This is a genomic window from Enterobacter cloacae complex sp. SHL001 (genome assembly GCF_049236825.1).
Classification (GTDB): Bacteria; Pseudomonadota; Gammaproteobacteria; order Enterobacterales; family Enterobacteriaceae; genus Enterobacter; species Enterobacter hormaechei_C.
The window spans coordinates 493,208-510,008 of record NZ_JBMKIP010000002.1 but is presented as its reverse complement, the minus strand read 5'-3'; the positions used below and the strand labels follow the sequence as shown (position 1 = coordinate 510,008).

The 16,801-nt window shown below is 53.2% G+C and carries 17 protein-coding genes; 2 read left to right on the top strand and 15 right to left on the bottom strand.

Annotated elements, in window-relative coordinates:
- Positions 1-121 precede the first annotated feature (121 nt).
- Positions 122-1,132 (top strand): LacI family DNA-binding transcriptional regulator, encoded by a 1,011-nt coding sequence (locus tag ACOTYH_RS07930; RefSeq protein ID WP_023296696.1) that lies wholly within the window; start codon positions 122-124, stop codon positions 1,130-1,132.
- A 33-nt stretch (positions 1,133-1,165) separates the two neighbouring features.
- On the opposite strand, the gene ACOTYH_RS07925 is transcribed toward ACOTYH_RS07930, so the two are convergent.
- From ACOTYH_RS07925 to pspA, 15 genes are all read right to left on the bottom strand, one after another.
- Positions 1,166-2,080, bottom strand: a complete 915-nt coding sequence (locus ACOTYH_RS07925; RefSeq protein WP_023303821.1) for an OmpG family monomeric porin — start codon at positions 2,078-2,080, stop codon at positions 1,166-1,168.
- 65 nt (positions 2,081-2,145) lie between these two features.
- Positions 2,146-3,228 (bottom strand): ABC transporter ATP-binding protein, encoded by a 1,083-nt coding sequence (locus ACOTYH_RS07920; RefSeq protein ID WP_045349641.1) that lies wholly within the window; start codon positions 3,226-3,228, stop codon positions 2,146-2,148.
- Positions 3,229-3,241: 13 nt separating this feature from the next.
- Positions 3,242-3,907 (bottom strand): beta-phosphoglucomutase, encoded by a 666-nt coding sequence (pgmB, locus tag ACOTYH_RS07915; protein ID WP_026080595.1) that lies wholly within the window; start codon positions 3,905-3,907, stop codon positions 3,242-3,244.
- Positions 3,897-6,176 (bottom strand): glycoside hydrolase family 65 protein, encoded by a 2,280-nt coding sequence (locus tag ACOTYH_RS07910; protein ID WP_421637658.1) that lies wholly within the window; start codon positions 6,174-6,176, stop codon positions 3,897-3,899. The genes pgmB and ACOTYH_RS07910 overlap by 11 nt, the downstream gene beginning before the upstream one ends.
- Positions 6,170-7,228, bottom strand: a complete 1,059-nt coding sequence (locus tag ACOTYH_RS07905; protein WP_421637657.1) for a Gfo/Idh/MocA family protein — start codon at positions 7,226-7,228, stop codon at positions 6,170-6,172. The genes ACOTYH_RS07910 and ACOTYH_RS07905 overlap by 7 nt, the downstream gene beginning before the upstream one ends.
- Positions 7,229-7,239: 11 nt before the next feature.
- A complete protein-coding gene (locus ACOTYH_RS07900) occupies positions 7,240-8,028 on the bottom strand; it encodes a sugar phosphate isomerase/epimerase family protein (RefSeq protein WP_126765187.1) in 789 nt (262 codons plus the stop codon).
- 17 nt (positions 8,029-8,045) lie between these two features.
- On the bottom strand, positions 8,046-9,098 hold the full coding sequence (locus tag ACOTYH_RS07895; RefSeq protein ID WP_015570403.1) for a zinc-dependent alcohol dehydrogenase: 1,053 nt from the start codon (positions 9,096-9,098) through the stop codon (positions 8,046-8,048).
- A gap of 28 nt (positions 9,099-9,126) precedes the next feature.
- A complete protein-coding gene (locus ACOTYH_RS07890) occupies positions 9,127-9,969 on the bottom strand; it encodes a carbohydrate ABC transporter permease (RefSeq protein ID WP_015570402.1) in 843 nt (280 codons plus the stop codon).
- Complete coding sequence (locus ACOTYH_RS07885; protein WP_003856862.1) at positions 9,956-10,837, bottom strand: carbohydrate ABC transporter permease; 882 nt, start codon at positions 10,835-10,837, stop codon at positions 9,956-9,958. Before ACOTYH_RS07885 ends, ACOTYH_RS07890 begins: the two co-directional genes overlap by 14 nt.
- A gap of 21 nt (positions 10,838-10,858) precedes the next feature.
- Entirely contained in the window at positions 10,859-12,151 is a 1,293-nt protein-coding gene (locus ACOTYH_RS07880; RefSeq protein WP_126765190.1) for an ABC transporter substrate-binding protein, read from the bottom strand.
- A 13-nt stretch (positions 12,152-12,164) separates the two neighbouring features.
- Positions 12,165-13,862, bottom strand: a complete 1,698-nt coding sequence (locus ACOTYH_RS07875) for a sugar phosphorylase (RefSeq protein ID WP_421637656.1) — start codon at positions 13,860-13,862, stop codon at positions 12,165-12,167.
- 195 nt (positions 13,863-14,057) lie between these two features.
- Positions 14,058-14,282: a phage shock protein PspD gene (gene pspD / locus ACOTYH_RS07870; RefSeq protein WP_033486864.1), complete on the bottom strand. Its 225-nt coding sequence runs from the start codon at positions 14,280-14,282 to the stop codon at positions 14,058-14,060.
- 12 nt (positions 14,283-14,294) lie between these two features.
- Positions 14,295-14,654, bottom strand: coding sequence for an envelope stress response membrane protein PspC (gene pspC, locus ACOTYH_RS07865; protein ID WP_006810819.1), 360 nt, complete (start codon positions 14,652-14,654; stop codon positions 14,295-14,297).
- On the bottom strand, positions 14,654-14,878 hold the full coding sequence (pspB, locus tag ACOTYH_RS07860; protein ID WP_421637655.1) for an envelope stress response membrane protein PspB: 225 nt from the start codon (positions 14,876-14,878) through the stop codon (positions 14,654-14,656). Before pspB ends, pspC begins: the two co-directional genes overlap by 1 nt.
- Before the next feature lie 49 nt (positions 14,879-14,927).
- Positions 14,928-15,596 (bottom strand): phage shock protein PspA, encoded by a 669-nt coding sequence (gene pspA / locus ACOTYH_RS07855; protein ID WP_022651342.1) that lies wholly within the window; start codon positions 15,594-15,596, stop codon positions 14,928-14,930.
- 151 nt (positions 15,597-15,747) lie between these two features.
- On the opposite strand from pspA, the gene pspF reads away from it, so the two are divergent.
- Positions 15,748-16,740, top strand: coding sequence for a phage shock protein operon transcriptional activator (gene pspF, locus ACOTYH_RS07850; RefSeq protein WP_163358567.1), 993 nt, complete (start codon positions 15,748-15,750; stop codon positions 16,738-16,740).
- Positions 16,741-16,801: the final 61 nt, after the last annotated feature.

Here is a 16,801-nt window from a genome sequence, read left to right as displayed (position 1 = left end):
TCACTTCAGAATACAGTAAATTGGGGCAGATCGTTGATTATCAATTCTTAATTATTGCTATTGCCGTTTTCTCTCCAGTAAGATGGGCGCAATTGCTGTCCGTCTGGAGTGAGTAAGGTGTATGTCACCCACCATCTATGATATTGCCCGCGTTGCTGGCGTTTCGAAATCAACCGTGTCGCGCGTTCTGAATAAACAAACGAATATTTCTCCTGAAGCGCGCGAAAAGGTGTTGAAGGCGATAGAAGAATTAAATTATCAACCGAATAAACTTGCCCGCGCACTCACCTCTTCTGGCTTCGACGCCATTATGGTTATTTCGACCCGTTCAACCAAAACCACCGCAGGCAATCCGTTTTTCTCTGATGTACTACATGCCATTACGGCAAAAGCAGAAGAAGAGGGTTTTGATGTTATTTTACAAACGTCCAAAAGCAGCGAAGATGATCTGCAAAAATGCGTAGGTAAAATAAAGCAGAAGATGATCAAGGGGATCATCATGCTAAGCTCGCCGGCGAACGAGTCTTTTTTCGCGACGCTGGACGAATATGGCGTGCCCGTGGTCGTTATTGGTAAAGTGGAAGGCAATTACCAGAATATCTATTCTGTCGACACGGATAATTTCCGCGACAGCGCCATATTAACCGACTCATTTATCAAACATGGTCGCACTAAAATTGCCTGCCTGCATGCCCCGCTCGATTATCACGTTTCTATCGATCGCCTGGCGGGCTATAAATCGAGCCTTGAGAAGCAGGGTATTGCGATTAACCCGGACTGGGTTATTGATGGCGGGTATACCCATGAAAGCGCGCTTCAGGCGGCCTGTCAGCTACTCTCTTCAGACAACCCGCCCGATGCGGTTTTTGCGACAGACAGTATGAAATTGCTGAGTCTTTATCGTGCCGCGGATGCGCTAAACCTGACGATCCCGGAACAGGTCGCAATGGCAGGATACAGCGACCCAATGCTATCTCTCATTTTAACCCCTGCGCCTGGCGGCTTTGATATCCCCACCAGAAAGCTGGGCGAAGAGAGCTGCGATGTGTTGTTCAGGTGCATAGCGGGTAAACCTGCCCCGCATAAGATATTGGTTGAAACGCATTTTTCAGATGCGGCTTCATTACGCTAAAAACCAGGGGCAAACGCCCCTGGTGAAGTGTTATCAAAACGCGTAATTCACGCCGATACCGGCATAGTGGAAGCGGTCACTTTCCCCTTCGTCATGGTTTTCCCATTCGTAGGCATATTCCAGCGTCATGGATAAACCATTGTTAAAATCATAGGCGTACAGCATACCCAAACGGTTGAAATCATGTCCTTCACGCTCAGGATCGTCTTGCCAGTCCCAGTTTGACCAGCGATCGAGTCCCAGACGGGTATAAGGCGTTAGCGTCGTCTGACCCAATGAAATCGGCAGATAGGCGCGAATTTCCTGAGTGGAGAATTCACCGTTATTACGTGAACCGTCCATATTAAAACCGCGCTCTAAATAGTAATTAACTTTTGCCGAGACCGTTTCGTTAATTGTCCAGGTAAAACCGGTTTCGGTCTCGACGCGGCTGTCAGAATAGCCGGTTTTTTCCAGATCGTTGGCAAACTGATACATGGCAAACCAGCCGCCAAAACGCCAGTCGTCGGTTAGTTTAATATCCCAGTCAGGCTGAACTTTATAGCGCTGCATATTAGCACTACCGTCTTTAGCACCATGCTCATCCTTAAAGTGATAGCCATAATTACGGAAGCCACCGGTCAGGCCGAACGTAAAATCATCGGTGCCGATAAAACGATAGCGTAATTCTACTTCAGGTCGATCGAAATAGGTGCCGCGCGTCATGCTACTGTAATCAACCGGCCCTTCCTGATACATAGCCAGCGAAATGGTCCATGCATCCCATGTGGCATTAAACCACACGGAGGGTTCATATAATCCATCTTTATCGTCAGCCTGACCTTCTACGTTTTCAATTTCATACATGGCGCCAATATTAAATTCCCACTGTTTGGCTGATTCTGTTGCTTGCGCGCAGCTCACCCCTGCGCACAGGACGAGCGCAGCACTTCTTAGTAGAGTACTCATTAAAATATTCCTTTATAATTAACACACAAAAAACCGGAAACTTTCATTTCCGGCGAACACCTTTCTTATCTAATAGCTGTTTCAGTATCAGCATCGAAGAAATGGCACTTATTCATATCGAACTGGATGCCGATATTCTCTCCGGCAACGTAATCATCCGCCGCTCCCGCACGGACAACCAGTTCATGCCCACCCACGGTGGCATAAAGCATAAATTCAGCCCCGGTCAGCTCAGCAACGCTGATCTTCGCCGTGATGTTTTCACCGCTTCGCTGTGCGGTGAGAATGTCTTCCGGACGGATCCCAAAGACAACCGCTTTACGCTGGTAACCTTGCGCATTAAGCACGGCCAGCTTGTCCTCCGGGATCTCCAGATGCAGCGTTTCCGTCACAAAGTAGCGGTCGTCGATTGCGCCACGAATGAAGTTCATCGCCGGTGAGCCAATAAACCCTGCAACGAACATATTCGCCGGCTCGTTGTATACCTGCTTCGGCGCGCCCACCTGCTGAATGATGCCGTCCTTTAAAATCACGATGCGGGTCGCCATCGTCATGGCTTCCGTCTGATCGTGCGTCACGTAAATCATGGTGGTATTAAGCTTCTGGTGCAGCTTGCTGATTTCAGCGCGCATCTGCACACGAAGTTTGGCATCGAGATTGGATAAAGGCTCATCCATCAGGAAGACCCCCGCTTCGCGCACTATCGCCCTGCCTAACGCCACGCGCTGGCGCTGACCGCCGGACAACGCACCAGGTTTACGCTGGAGATAGTCGCGCAAGCCCAGGATCTGTGCCGCCCAGGTAACGCGTTCTTCAATGACGGAGGGCGCAATTTTTTGCATTTTCAGGCCAAACGCCATGTTGTCGTAGACTGTCATATGCGGATAGAGCGCATAGTTCTGGAAGACCATCGCGATATCACGGGACTTGGCGGGAACATCATTCATGCAAACCCCGTCAATAATCAGTTCACCCGCGCTGATCTCCTCAAGGCCGGCAATCATTCGCAGCGTCGTGGATTTCCCACAGCCCGATGGACCGACGAAGACAATAAATTCTTTGTCTTCAATTTCGAGGTTGAAATCTTTAACCACGTGGACCTGGTTATCATAGATTTTCTGAATGTGTTTCAGAGACAGTTGAGCCATTATTAATTCCTTATCAATACGCCCGGGATGCCCAGAACGCCGTGAGGCGTTCCCAGGTCAGTTCCTGCGTTGAATGAAGTTGTAATCCCGCATGGTTCAGGCCAGGCCCAATCCCGACCGACAGCATGCCTGCGGCGTTGATCGCATCTACCCCTGCGGCGGCATCTTCGATACCAATGGCCTCTTCAGGACGCACGTTCAGTCCTTTACAGGCCGCAAGGAAGATTTCCGGGTCCGGCTTTGAGCGGCAAATGCGCGAAGCATCGGCGCAAAAATCGAAAGCCTGATGAATACCCAACGCGTGCAAAATCCCAGGGGCATTAAGCGATACGGATGCCAGTCCAATTTTGACCTTCGCGGCGCGAATATCCGCCAGCACGTCGCGAATACCCGGCAGCAGCGAATCCTGCGTCAGTGATGCCAGCGACTGGACGTAAAGCGCGTTTTTTTTCGTCGCCAGCGCCAGGCGCTGCTCGTCACTGAACATCCCCTCTTTCCCGCCATGTATCAGAATGCGCTGGAGGGAGTCCATACGGCTTATTCCCTTCAGCTGTTCGTTAAATACTTCGTCGAAGGTGATACCAATCTCCTCCGCCACGGCGCGCCAGGCCAGAAAGTGAAGATGCGCGGTATCGGTGATCACCCCGTCCAGATCGAATACAACAGCGTTAAGCGTCATGGCGCCCCTCCGTGGTAGCGGTCCCATTAACAGATGCAAGAAAGTCCTTACGCGCGCAGACCTTTCGCCCTGATACGTGCAGCGTTTTACCCCACAGCGTCAACGTGACAGGTGCGGTGGTTTCAATGGTTAACTGGTCATCTTCACAGGTAACGTGCATTGTTGCGTCCCGCCACCGCAGCGGGAAGGCGAGTTTCTGCCAGTGAACAGGCAGCTTCGGCGCAAGATGCAGCTCCCCTTCGCTAATGTGCAGGCCAGCAAATCCCTGAATGGCGCCCAACCAGATCGCACCGGTGGCGGCGGCATGAATACCATCATCGCTGCTGTGCGGGTCGTCTCCCAGGTCAATGGCGATACCATCGCGCCAGAAGGCATACGCCCCGTCAGTGTCACCGCAGCGTGCGAGCACAATGCCGTGAATGGCTTTACTCAGGGATGAATCATGGATCGTGCGTGGCTCGTAGAACGCCAGATTGGCGGCACATTGCTGCGGCGTAAACCGTTCCGGCAGCAGGTAGTTAAGCATCACCACGTCGGCCTGCTTCAGGATCTGCATCTCGTTCACTTCCGCGCGAGAGTAATCAAGCAGAATGGTTTGCTTACCCGCTTTGGCTTTATAGCGGCTCAGATCGATGGCAGGTTTTGCCATGAAGGTATCATCCTGCGGGATCACACCCTCTGCGTCGGCCTCTGGTAGCCACAGGCGCGCCAGAAACGTCCCGGCATTCTCCGTAAAACGCGCATCTTCACGCCCAAACATCGCCATAAACTGACGCGCGCAGGCAACGTTGTGCCAGGCCAGATAGTTGGTGTAGGCGTTGTTGTTGACATGCTCGGTGTATTCATCCGGTCCGATCACGTCATGGATCTCAAGACGACCATTAATTTCCGTCGCGCGTCCCATCCAGAACGAAGCGGTTTCCATCAGCAGCGTCAGGCCCTCATTGCGCATAAAGGCATCGTCGTGTGTTGCCTGCCAGTAAGCGACAACGGCCCAGGCAATATCTGCCACGATGTGGTGTTCAGCGAGTGCGGAGGCGATCTTCTGGCGAACCCCGGTGCGGATGTTCATGGCCGCGAATTCTGGCGTCTCTTCCTGTCCGCTGGCGGCGCTTTCCCACGGGAACAACGCGCCCGGCCAACCGTTACGGCGTGCTTTTTCACGCGCGCCCGAAAGATTGAGCCAGCGATAGCGCAGCAGACTGCGGGCAATCTGTGGACGGGTAAACAGATGGAACGGCAGCAGGAAAATTTCGGTATCCCAGAAGACGTGTCCCTTATACCCCTCACCCGTCAGCCCTTTAGCCGCAATACTGCTTCGCTCATCATGAGCAGGCGTCATTGTCGTCAGATGCCAGACGGCGTAATCCAGCGCCAGCTGATCCTGCTGTTCTGCACAAGTCACTTCCACCCGAGCATCACGCCAGACCGCTTCCCAGGCGTACGCTGAGCTCTCAAGCAACGTATCGTAGCCTCTTGCCGCGCAGACTTTGAGATCGGCCAGCGCGTTGCGGGCGAAAGACTCCTGCGAGAGCGATTTATCGCAGCGATGCGTCAGCCAGACGATTTTTTCAAGCGTGACAGTGTCACCTTGCGAGATAGTCAGAGAATGATGAACGCTGAGGCGACGATTTTTGGCAGTGAAACAGCTATCGCTCTTAGCAGAGAGCTGACAAAACGCCGAAACAACAACTTCAGACGCCCGGTCCTGCGTTTCATACACACCCTGCATGTAGTGCTGGTCAAAGACCCTTACCGAGATTTCATCCAGATGCTGCCTGCCGCTGTTCGTTTGTGTCGCATCTATGCCGGTTTTCAGCACGGCCTGAGCGGCGCCGTCAAGCGGTGTGATCGAGAGCTGCATTGCCACTAAGGGCAACTGGTCCAGCGAAACAAAACGACGGCTCTCGAGGCGATAGCGTTTTCCGTCCGGCGAACGCCAGACAACGTTACGATGCAGTTCGCCGTTAGCAAAGGCCAGCTCGCGTTGCCACTCAAGAATTTCGCCTGAAAGGAGCGTGAAATTGACGCCGTCCAGCTCAACTTCAACCCCGGTGACATCCGGCAGATTGATCAGCTCAGTGGTTTCGTTGCGTCCCGCGCGATGATACAGCCCCGCGAGATACATGCCTCTGGTCTGCTGGGTGTAATCTTCTTCATGCGTGGCGCGAATGCCCACGTAGCCATTGCCGCAGGCCATAATGGACGCGTACTTATTCAGGCTATGCGGGCAAAAGCCCGGATCGGTTAATACAGACTGGTTCAGCATAACGTCACGCTTTCCCCTGTTTCCGCGGCTACATATAACGCCGCGACTAATTGCTGGATCACCAGCCCCTGCTCCGCATCGGCAATCATGACCGGCTCGCCCAATACGTGGCGAACAAACGCGTCCATACTGCGCAGATGTCTCCGATCGTCAGCTTCTTCACGCTGGGTCAGCGTCTGCAAAACACCAGCTTCGTCGTTATAAATGTGTGCAGGGAACAGCGTTGCACCCGCCTTCTCACCGCAGAAAGAGACATTCATGATCGACTGCTCGCGGATATTAAGCGCAAAAGAGGTGTCCAGACGCAGAATGCCACCGTTGCAGAACTCAATCGTGCCAAACAGGGCATCCTCCACGGTAAACTGCGCAGGATCCCATTCGCCAAACTGGCCGGTGTGTTTCCGGTTCCCCAGTCTCTGGAAGCTGTGCGCGGTTACCCGCTTCACGGCCGGGAAACCCAGCACGTACATCGCGGCATCCAGCATATGAATGCCGATATCGATCAGCGGCCCGCCGCCCTGGAGCGATTTATTGGTGAAAACGCCCCACCCCGGCACACCGCAGCGACGCAGCGCCTGCGCGGAGGTGAAGTAAATTTCACCGAGCGTTCCGTTCATAACCGCATCGCGCAGGAGCTGGGTATCCAGGGCAAAGCGATGGTGAAAATCGTACGCGAGGACTTTTCCGGCCTTGCGCGCCGCCAAACGCATCTCATCTGCCTGGTGCGGCGACATCGCCGGCGGCTTTTCACACATCACATGACAGCCTGCTTCGAGAGCCGCCATCACATGCTCAAAATGGAACCGGTTAGGCGAACAGACGCTCACCACATCCGGTTTTACTTCCTGCAACATCTCGTGAGCGTCCTGCCATGCCGATGGAATAGCATAACGTTCCGCAAACGCCTGTGCCTGCTCAAGGCGGCTGTCCATGACAGCCACCATTTGAACATCACTGCGCGTGGCGTAATACGAGGCATGCACTTTGTCTGCAACCTGCCCGGCGCCAATGATGGCGACGCGCAGAGGCAAAGGTGTAGAAGCACTCATCACGCTCGTCATCCTTAGCATTCACGCAAGTAAGTGAGAGAGTCCTTATAGGCCTGAGCCGGATCGTCGGCACGCACCCGGCACTCGTACACGACATAACCCTGATAGTTATCGGCACGCAGCTGATCGAACAGGCTGGCGAAATCGAGGCTGCCGCTGCCCGGCTGATAGCGGTGGTTATCAGCAATGTGCACATGACCCAGCAGGTCGCGGTTGTGATGCAGCGCTTCCGTCAGGGAGTCTTCTTCAATATTCATGTGGTAGAAATCACCGATGATCTGCACGTGCTTCAGGCCGTTCTCTTCGATATAACGACGCGCATCGGCCAGGGTGTTGATCATATGATCCTGATAGCGGTTCAGCGGCTCCAGGTAGACGGTAGTACCGGTGCGCGCTGCCACCGCATCCAGCCAGCGCAGGGAAGCGCTGACCGCTTTGCGATCGCCGTCCAGGCTACGTGGCGAAGTCATTGGCGGCAGACGGAAGGTAAACATCCCCCAGGCAGCCGGAACGATAATCCCCTTGCCGCCCACTTCTGCCAGCGCTTCAAGAATGCGTTCAATCTGCTGTAGACCGTTCAGGCGGCGTTCTTCGATAAAATCCCCGATCCAGCCATCGTATCCGCCACAGGCCGTCGTGACCGGCAGGCCGGTGGCTTTGATAGCCGCTTTTACTTCGTCGAGGTTTTCCACCAGCAGCCGGCCATCAATTTCGTAGCCATCAAATCCCATCGCTTTGATGTATTCGAATTTTTCCATGATAGCGGTCGGGAAAAAGGCCTGGTTTTGTGTTGCGAGTTTCATGATTTGCTGTCCTTAGCTTAAAAAGTGACGCCCATTTTGATACTGAGTTCCGGGTGCTGATCGACATACTTCATATAGCTTTCCGGGCTGGTGGTGAAGGTGACGACCGGGTCGATCAGATCTTCGCAATTGAGATAACCGTTCATCAGCAATTCCCAGCAGGTCTCTTCAATACGCTTGCGGCTCCAGCGCGGATAATCCGGGTTGGGTTCACTGCATGCGCGGGAGAAGACAATTTTGGCGTTGTTGAAGTGTGCCTCGCGACCAAGGTTGAAGCCCGCCGCAAACGGCTTGGCGAAGGCCACGTAGGAGATTGTTCCTCCGTAGGCGAGACCGCGCAGCGCAGATTGCAGCGCATCTGCAAATCCACTGGTTTCGATGATCACATCCGCGCCCTGCTTGCCGGTCAGTTTCTTAATTTCCAGACCAACATCGGTACCGATTGGGTTCAGGCAGTGGTCTGCACCGTGACGGCGGGCGATCTCACAGCGATGTTCGATAGGATCGACACCAATAACCACTGACGCGCCGGCTTTTTTCGCCAGCTGAATCGCAATCTGACCAATCGCTCCCAGCCCCACAACCACGACGAAATCCCCTACGCGGACGTTAGCATCACGCACGCCGCTCATGGCGAACTGCGCCGGATCGTAACAAACGGCATTTTTCCAGGATGCACCCTGCGGCATTTTGCGCAGCTTATAGTTGTTCACCGCGTTAACAATGACCGTTTCCTGCAACGGGCCGTAGCAGCAGACGCTGTCGCCGATCTGGTATTCGGTCACGTCCGCACCACATTCGATGATGTCGCCGACGATCATGTTCCCCAGCTGGAATTTACCAAATTCGATGCCGCGCGCTGCACCTTCTTCACGCGGGGTAAACATCTGCCACTCCGCGTTGAACTCTTCATCGATGAACGGGCTTGCCGCGCGGAAATCCACGACTTCAGTACCGTGTTTCGGGGCGCCATAACGGGCACGAATCTTCACCTCGTGTGCTGCAACAGGACGATCTTCGTATTCCACCAGCGCCGCTACACGAGGCGCTGTCGCAACTAATTTTTTCATGACTGACTCCTTGTTAAAATCGGCCGCCTCAGCCCTTCACGCCGCCGGCGGTCAAACCACTTTTAATGAAACGTTCAGACAGGGCATACATAATGACGACCGGAAGTGCCGTTACCAGCGATGCAGCCATCATGCGACCCCAGATGTAATCTGGCGTACTGAAGAGCGTGTTCAGCCCGACCGGCAACGTGAAGTTGCTGGCGCTGGACAGGAAAATGGAGGCGAACAGATAGTCATTCCACGCCACCATGAAGCAGTAGACAAAGACCGACACCAGACCCGAGATCGCCAGCGGCACGGTGATGCGGAAGATGATTTGCAGGCGGTTCAGGCCGTCCATCATCGCGGCTTCTTCGATTTCGTCCGGGATCGTGTCGAAATAGCTGCGCAGCATAAAGACCGCGGTAGGCAATGTCTGCGTCACCATGGTGATGATCAGCGCCAGTTCGGTGTCATAAATGCCGAGCGCGGTGATGATTTTGAACAGCGGCACCACCAGCAGGATCCCGGAGAACATATAGACGGTGTAGAAGCTCGCATTGATCGTCGTGCGCCCTTTAAAGCGCAGTTTGGATAACGCATACGCGCCCAGCGTGCCGAGAAACACCGCAATGACCGAGGAGGTCAGCGACACCACCATGCTGTTACGAAAGTAATCCACAAACGGGAAAATCAGCGGGTTAAAGATGTCGATGTAGTGCTGTAGCGTCCACTCCTGCGGCAGAATGGTCGGGTGCAGCGAGATCGCCTCTTTCGCGCTTTTGAACGACGTCATCAACATCACAAAAAATGGAAACAGCGTGATAATCAGAAATAGCGCCAGTCCCAGATAAAAACCGATACGGCCCAGAACGCGTTTATTTGTTGCCATTGAGGTTTACCCTTTTTCTGGTCAGCAGAATGACAGCGAAGATGATCACAAACAGCACAACGGAAATGGCGGCTGCTTTACCCAGGTCATTGAACGCAAAGGCGGTTTTGTAGAGATATACGCCCAGAATGTCGACCTTGGTGGTGAGCAGATACACATCCGCAAACATGTAGAACATCCAGATGGTTCGCAGCGTGACCACCGTGGCCAGCACCGGCATGATGGCGGGCAACGTCACGATACGAAAACGCTGCCAGGCATTTGCTCCGTCCATCTCTGCCGCTTCGTACAATGATTTATCAATGGTCTGCAAAATCGCGAGGAACGAGATAAAGGCGTACGGGAAGTAACGCCAGATGGCGAACAGCACAACCAGCACAAAACTGCTGCCAGGATTATCGAACCACAGCGGCGCCTGATCGTAGAGATGCAGCAGATCAACGCCCAGGTAGTTCACAATCCCGTAGCCGTTGTTGAACATGTATTTCCAGGCAAATACCAGTGAAATAGACGGCGTCACGTAGGACAGAATCACCAGTGAACGTGCCGTTTTCCGCATGCGGAATTCACGGTTAAAGAAGATCGCTACGGCCAGTCCCAGCCCGGTGCTGCCGAGCACGACCAGCGCCGTATACCAGAACGTCATCCACAGGGAGTGCCAGAACGCAGCATCGCCCAGAATGCGAATGTAGTTATCCAGGCCGACGAACACCGCATCAATACGCGGGTTCAGCGGTAAACGTAAAAAACTGATTTCAATGTTGGAAATCATTGGCCAGGCCACCAGGCCCCCCAGCAAAATCAGGCTGGGGGCCAACAGCAGCATGGCGAAAGGCATATCTGAACGACCAGAAAACAACGTCTTCATAATTCCCTTCGCAAAGCGCTCCTATCGTTGTGATATCAGGTCAGTCAGTTTCTTCTGGCTGTTGCTTAACGTCGCACTGAGATCTTTTTGTCCCACCGTCACGTTATGCACCATGGAACTGATAATGCCGGACCCGGTAACATCTCCCATGCGGGTAAAGTTTTTGTCGCCTACGGCGCCAAATACCTGGACGTTCGGGAACTGCGCAATCAGCTCGTAAGGCAGCTGACCAAAGGCTTTGATCACGTCGTTGTTTTTCCAGCTCTCAGTGCCCACCACGAGTTTGTTCACCGGCAGCGCCGCGCCAGGGGACATCATCACCCAGTCAGACGCGTTTTGAGCCTGCTCCATCCAGGTCACAAACTTTTCTGCCGCCTGCGTTTCCTCTTCGGTCTGGCCGGTAGTGATCGTCAACGAGGTGATCATGCCGTACACGGCTGATGATTTTTCAGTCGGGACCACGAACCCCAGGTTGGCCGGATTGCCATCTTTGTAGACCGCGGGCAGGATATAGGTGGAGTAAACGGCCATAGGCGCAGAGCCGTTCATGAAGGCGTCTTTGATCTCCATGACATCATTGGAGCCCGGCATGGTGTTCGCGGCCAGTGCCCGATAAAACGCCAGCGCTTTCGACATTTCAGGGGTATCGATTTTCACGTTGCCGTTTGCATCAAAGACGTTGGCTCCGCCTGACAACGCAAACTGCGAGAAGGCCTGCTCCGTCATGACGCTTTCTGCGGTTGGAAGCGCGATACCGTAATGTTTTTTCGCCGGTTCGTTGAGCGCCTGACTGGCTTTCAGCAGTTGCTCCCAGTTGTGCGGTTCTTCGATTCCCGCTGCCGCGAGCGCATCTTTGTGATACCAGACGCCGGACAGCCACGCGCTAACCGGCACCCCCGTCCATGCCTTGCCGTCCTCGGTGCGAACAACGCGTAAAATACCGTCGTAAAAGGTATCTTCACCGACGGCTTTAATCGCGTTGCCGATCGCGTCACGGTCCAGCAGTTGCTCTTTATCCATGACTTTGGCGTAGTCATGGCTGACTTCAATCACTTCCGGCAGCGCGCCGGTACGGGCCAACGTAATGACCTTGGTGTTATAGGCATCTTCCTCAACGGGGACCTGTTTCACCGTAATAGTCGGGTTTTCTTTCTCGAATTTTTCGATCAGTTTCGTAATAACTGCCTGACGCTCCTGTTCTACCGACGAGTGCATAAACTCAATGGTGACCTGAGATGCTTTATCGTCCTTACAGCCTGATAACAGGGCGCACGAAACCAGTGCTGATAACAGCACAATTTTGGGCATTTTCATTTTAGGGTCCTTTTTAGTTTTCTTTAATCCACATTACCTGCCATGGATTGAGGGTCAGTTCCGTACCGCTAATATCTTGTCCTGAGAGTAATTCCCTACCAAAGAGCGTTTGTCCATAAACGGTCTGCATTTTATTGCTAAAATTAAATAATGCTGTCATTCGCCCACCATTTTCAGCAACACGAACAATTTTAAGAATATGTTCACCGATTGCGTCAAAAATAGCCTGACTATCCGGATGGAACGCACGCTCGCCGCGACGAATAGCAATAAGCTCACTCAAACGAGAATAAATTTGATAACGAATACTCTTATTATTATTAAGCTCCCGATCAACCTGACCTGCGGTGTATTTCTTCCTGTTTATCGCGCGATTATATCCGAGACGTTCGACACCTTCATAATCGTTACGCGAACCAAGAATGCTTTGAATATATACAGCCGGTACGCCAGGAAAACTTAACAACACAGCATGCGCCAGGATGAACCGCGCAATGCGCTCATCATCTGAGCTGTCTCGCAAACTCAACGCATCAAGATAGGTGACATTAATTTCATAGGGGCTTCGCGTTCCGTCAGGATTATTTTTCCAGTTGACCAGCGCGCCTTCCTGCTGAAGCTTTTCGACCAGCGAGAGGATCTCTGATTCCGGAAGGATGCCGCGTAATGGGTTCAATCCGATACCATCATGTGAAGCCAGGAAATTAAACCAGGTGGTGTAAGTTGAAGGCAGCGCCAGCGAGCCCGCCCACCGGCACAGGGCTTTAACATCCTGACGATGAACGGCGTGCAGCACCAGCGGTGGTAAGGAAAACTGATAGACCATCTGGGCTTCATTTTCACCATCACCGAAGTAAGAGATATTGTCTTTGTGGGGAACATTTGTCTCAGTGATGATCACCGTGCCAGGCGCCACGGCGTCCGTAATGGCGCGGAACAGCTGGATAAGGCAATGGGTTTGTTCCAGATGGATACAGGTGGTTCCCGGGATCTTCCACATAAACCCGACCGCATCCAGACGGATATAACGCGCGCCTTCCATGAGGTAATGGAGCAGAACGTCAACCATGGCAATCAGCACCTGCGGCGAGGCGAAATTGAGATCGATCTGGTCATCGCTGAATGTGGTCCACAGATGACGAACGCTGCCATCATTAAGCGTGAACGGCGTCAGCAGCGGTAATGCGCGGGGACGCGTCACCGCCGATAAATCGGTTTCGGGATCGACAGAAATAAAGAAATCTTCGTAGCCCGGCTTCTGCGCCAGATAATTAGCAAACCATTCGCTTTTCGCTGACATATGGTTGCAAACGAAGTCAAACATTAAGCTGGCAGACTGTTTTAATTCCGCGATATCTCGCCAGGTTCCGGTTTCAGGTGCAACTTCGTGATAATCAATAACGGAAAATCCATCATCCGACGACCACGGATAAAACGGTAACAGATGGACATGAGAAAACGTGCGAGAAAGCCATTCATTATAGAACCGGGTAAATACCGGCAACGCTTTCTCCCCTTTCGCGGAGAACTGATCGGCATAGGTAATCAGCACAACGTCTTTTTCATCCCAGCCTGACTTACGCTTTTCCGTAATATTAACCGCCGCCTTTTCAAGCTTGGTTAATAACACGTTAAGGTGTGCATCTGAAAATGATTCACCGTAAATATGATTGATAAGTTTTTTAATTTTTGCGTTCACATTATTTTCCATGGTAGCGGTCCCACGGATTGGCAATCTACTCCCATGAAAAATATCTGTCAACGGACCCGGGGGCAGAAAGCGGCAATCTCAGCGCAGCGCAACGCATTATTGTGAGCTGCCGCAAAGAAAGCAGAAAAGCATAAGAAACGCAGAAGGGAAAGTCATGCCCCTTCTCTGGGCGAGAAAGGGCTTATGCGGGAGGAACTAGCGTGACAGGTAGCGCCGGGAAACGCGTTTTGCCAGCTTCTGTAACAGCGGCTCCAGAGCGACCGCCAGCAACATTCTGACCGGCTTGCGGGCAACAGACTTGATCGCCCAACCCGCCACACCCGCCGGGCCATAACGTAACGCCGTCATCAGAACCAGTTTACCTGCGATTTTCAGGCCGGGTTTTACCTTCTGACCGGCCTGTTGCCAGTTTTGTTTCATGTAAGTTCTCTCTTAAAGCTGACGAAAACGACTTCTCAGCGTAAAGGTATCGGAGGTGACATAACGTTCCATCTCGCGCAATCGCTTCTCCCCTGCGCTCAGCTGTTCATCCACCGCGTTCAGGAGATCGCTGCTGGTTGGCGTGTTCTCCGCATCCAGCTCACCTTCCGGCATAGGATCGAGTACAAACGACAGAATGATGTATGCCACAAGCGTAATAAAGGCCAGGCCGAAGAAAATCGACAATACAGTGACCACACGCACCAGTTTTACCGGAACATCCAGATAGTGCGCCAGCCCGGCGCAAACGCCCCGAACCATGCCCTGCTGTGGGATCCGCCACAGTTTTTTATTCAGATTCAGTCCAGCCATTACCGTTCCCTCCAGTTCGGGTGTTCCGCGTCCAGGATCGCTTCCAGCGACTGAATACGTTCGCGCATTTTATTTGCCTCGGCAGAGAGCTGCGCCAGCCGCTGTTGTTCACTCTGCGACAGCTCACCGCGTGAAGAGCGGTTGCTGTAGTGCAGCCATAACCAGATGGGCAGAACAAACAGCACGAAAATGGTCAGGGGTATAGCCAGAAAAAGCGCGCTCATGTGTACTCCTTGTCTTACGATGCGGCACGCTCAGGTGCCGCAGGAATTATTATTGGTTGTCTTGTTTCATTTTGGCTTTCAGCGCAGCCAGTTGCTCGCTAATTTCATCATCGGCTTTCAGGTCAGCAAACTGCTGATCCAGGGTTTTCTGCTTACCGATGCTGTGGCTTTCGGCTTCCGCTTCCATGTGGTCGATACGGCGTTCAAACGATTCGAAACGGGCCATCGCTTCATCCAGTTTCCCGCTGTCCAGCTGGCGACGCACGTCGCGGGACGAGCTTGCAGCCTGGTGGCGCAGCGCCAGCGCCTGTTGACGTGCACGGGTTTCGCTGAGTTTGTTTTCAAGCTCACCAATCTCTTTCTTCATACGCGTCAGAGTATCATCCACCAGCGTCACTTCGTGTTCCAGCGTGGCAACCATGTCGGTCAGCTTCTGCTTCTCAATCAGCGCAGCGCGAGCCAGATCTTCTTTATCTTTACGCAGCGCCAGTTCCGCTTTTTCCTGCCATTCGTTAAGCTGGGCAGTTGCCTGCTCGATACGACGCGTTAACTGCTTTTTCTCTGCCAGCGCGCGGGCGGAGGTGGAGCGTACTTCAACCAGCGTGTCTTCCATCTCCTGAATCATCAGGCGCACCAGCTTCTGCGGATCTTCCGCTTTCTCCAGCAGCGAGTTGATGTTGGCGTTCACGATGTCGGCAAAACGAGAAAAAATACCCATAATTCAATCCTCATAGTTCTGTTATCGGGCGATGCCCTGCTGAGTAGTTAATACAAATCCCATGCCAACTTTTTATCTTATTGATTTTACTGAGTGTGATTGATATTTATCCAGCCAGCGGCTATTCTCACCTGGTGAATATCACTAAGGAGTGGTTAATTTCATCATGGCTGAATATAAAGATAATTTGCTTGGCGAGGCCAACAGCTTCCTGGAAGTGCTTGAACAGGTATCGCGCCTCGCGCCGCTGAATAAACCGGTGCTGATTATCGGTGAGCGCGGAACGGGTAAAGAACTTATCGCTAACCGCCTGCACTTTCTGTCTGGCCGCTGGGACGGCCCTTTTATTTCGCTTAACTGCGCGGCGCTGAATGAAAACCTGCTCGACACCGAGCTGTTTGGTCATGAAGCTGGCGCCTTCACCGGCGCACAAAAACGCCATCCCGGACGCTTTGAGCGCGCCGATGGCGGAACGCTCTTTCTCGACGAGCTGGCGACCGCGCCGATGCTGGTGCAGGAAAAGCTGCTGCGCGTCATTGAGTACGGTGAACTGGAACGCGTTGGCGGCAGTCAGCCGCTCCAGGTCAACGTTCGCCTGGTGTGCGCCACCAACGCCGACCTGCCCGCGATGGTGGCTGAGGACAAATTCCGCGCTGACCTGCTGGACAGGCTGGCTTTCGATGTTGTACAGCTGCCGCCGCTGCGGGAGCGGCGCAGCGATATCATGCTGCTGGCCGATCAGTTTGCCATTCAGATGTGCCGGGAACTGGGTCTGCCTCTCTTTCCGGGCTTCAGTGAACGGGCCACCGGGACCCTGCTCGGTTACCACTGGCCGGGCAATATTCGTGAACTGAAAAACGTGGTGGAACGGTCCGTTTACCGGCATGGCAGCAGCGAGACCGAACTGGACAACATTATTCTCGATCCGTTTCGGCGCGAGGATAAACAGCTCCCTGCTCCGGCGACGCGCCAGCAGGCTCCGGCGTTGCCGCTCGATTTACGCCAGTTCCAGCATCAGCAGGAGCAACAGCTGCTTGAGCAGAGCCTGAAAGAGGCGAAATATAATCAGAAACGGGCAGCTGAACTGCTGGGCCTGACCTACCATCAGTTAAGGGCATTGCTCAAAAAACATCAAATGCGCTGACATTATCAGCACTTACCCCCAGACATTTTTACGAAGCAGGCGTAAGTGCGATACACTTTGC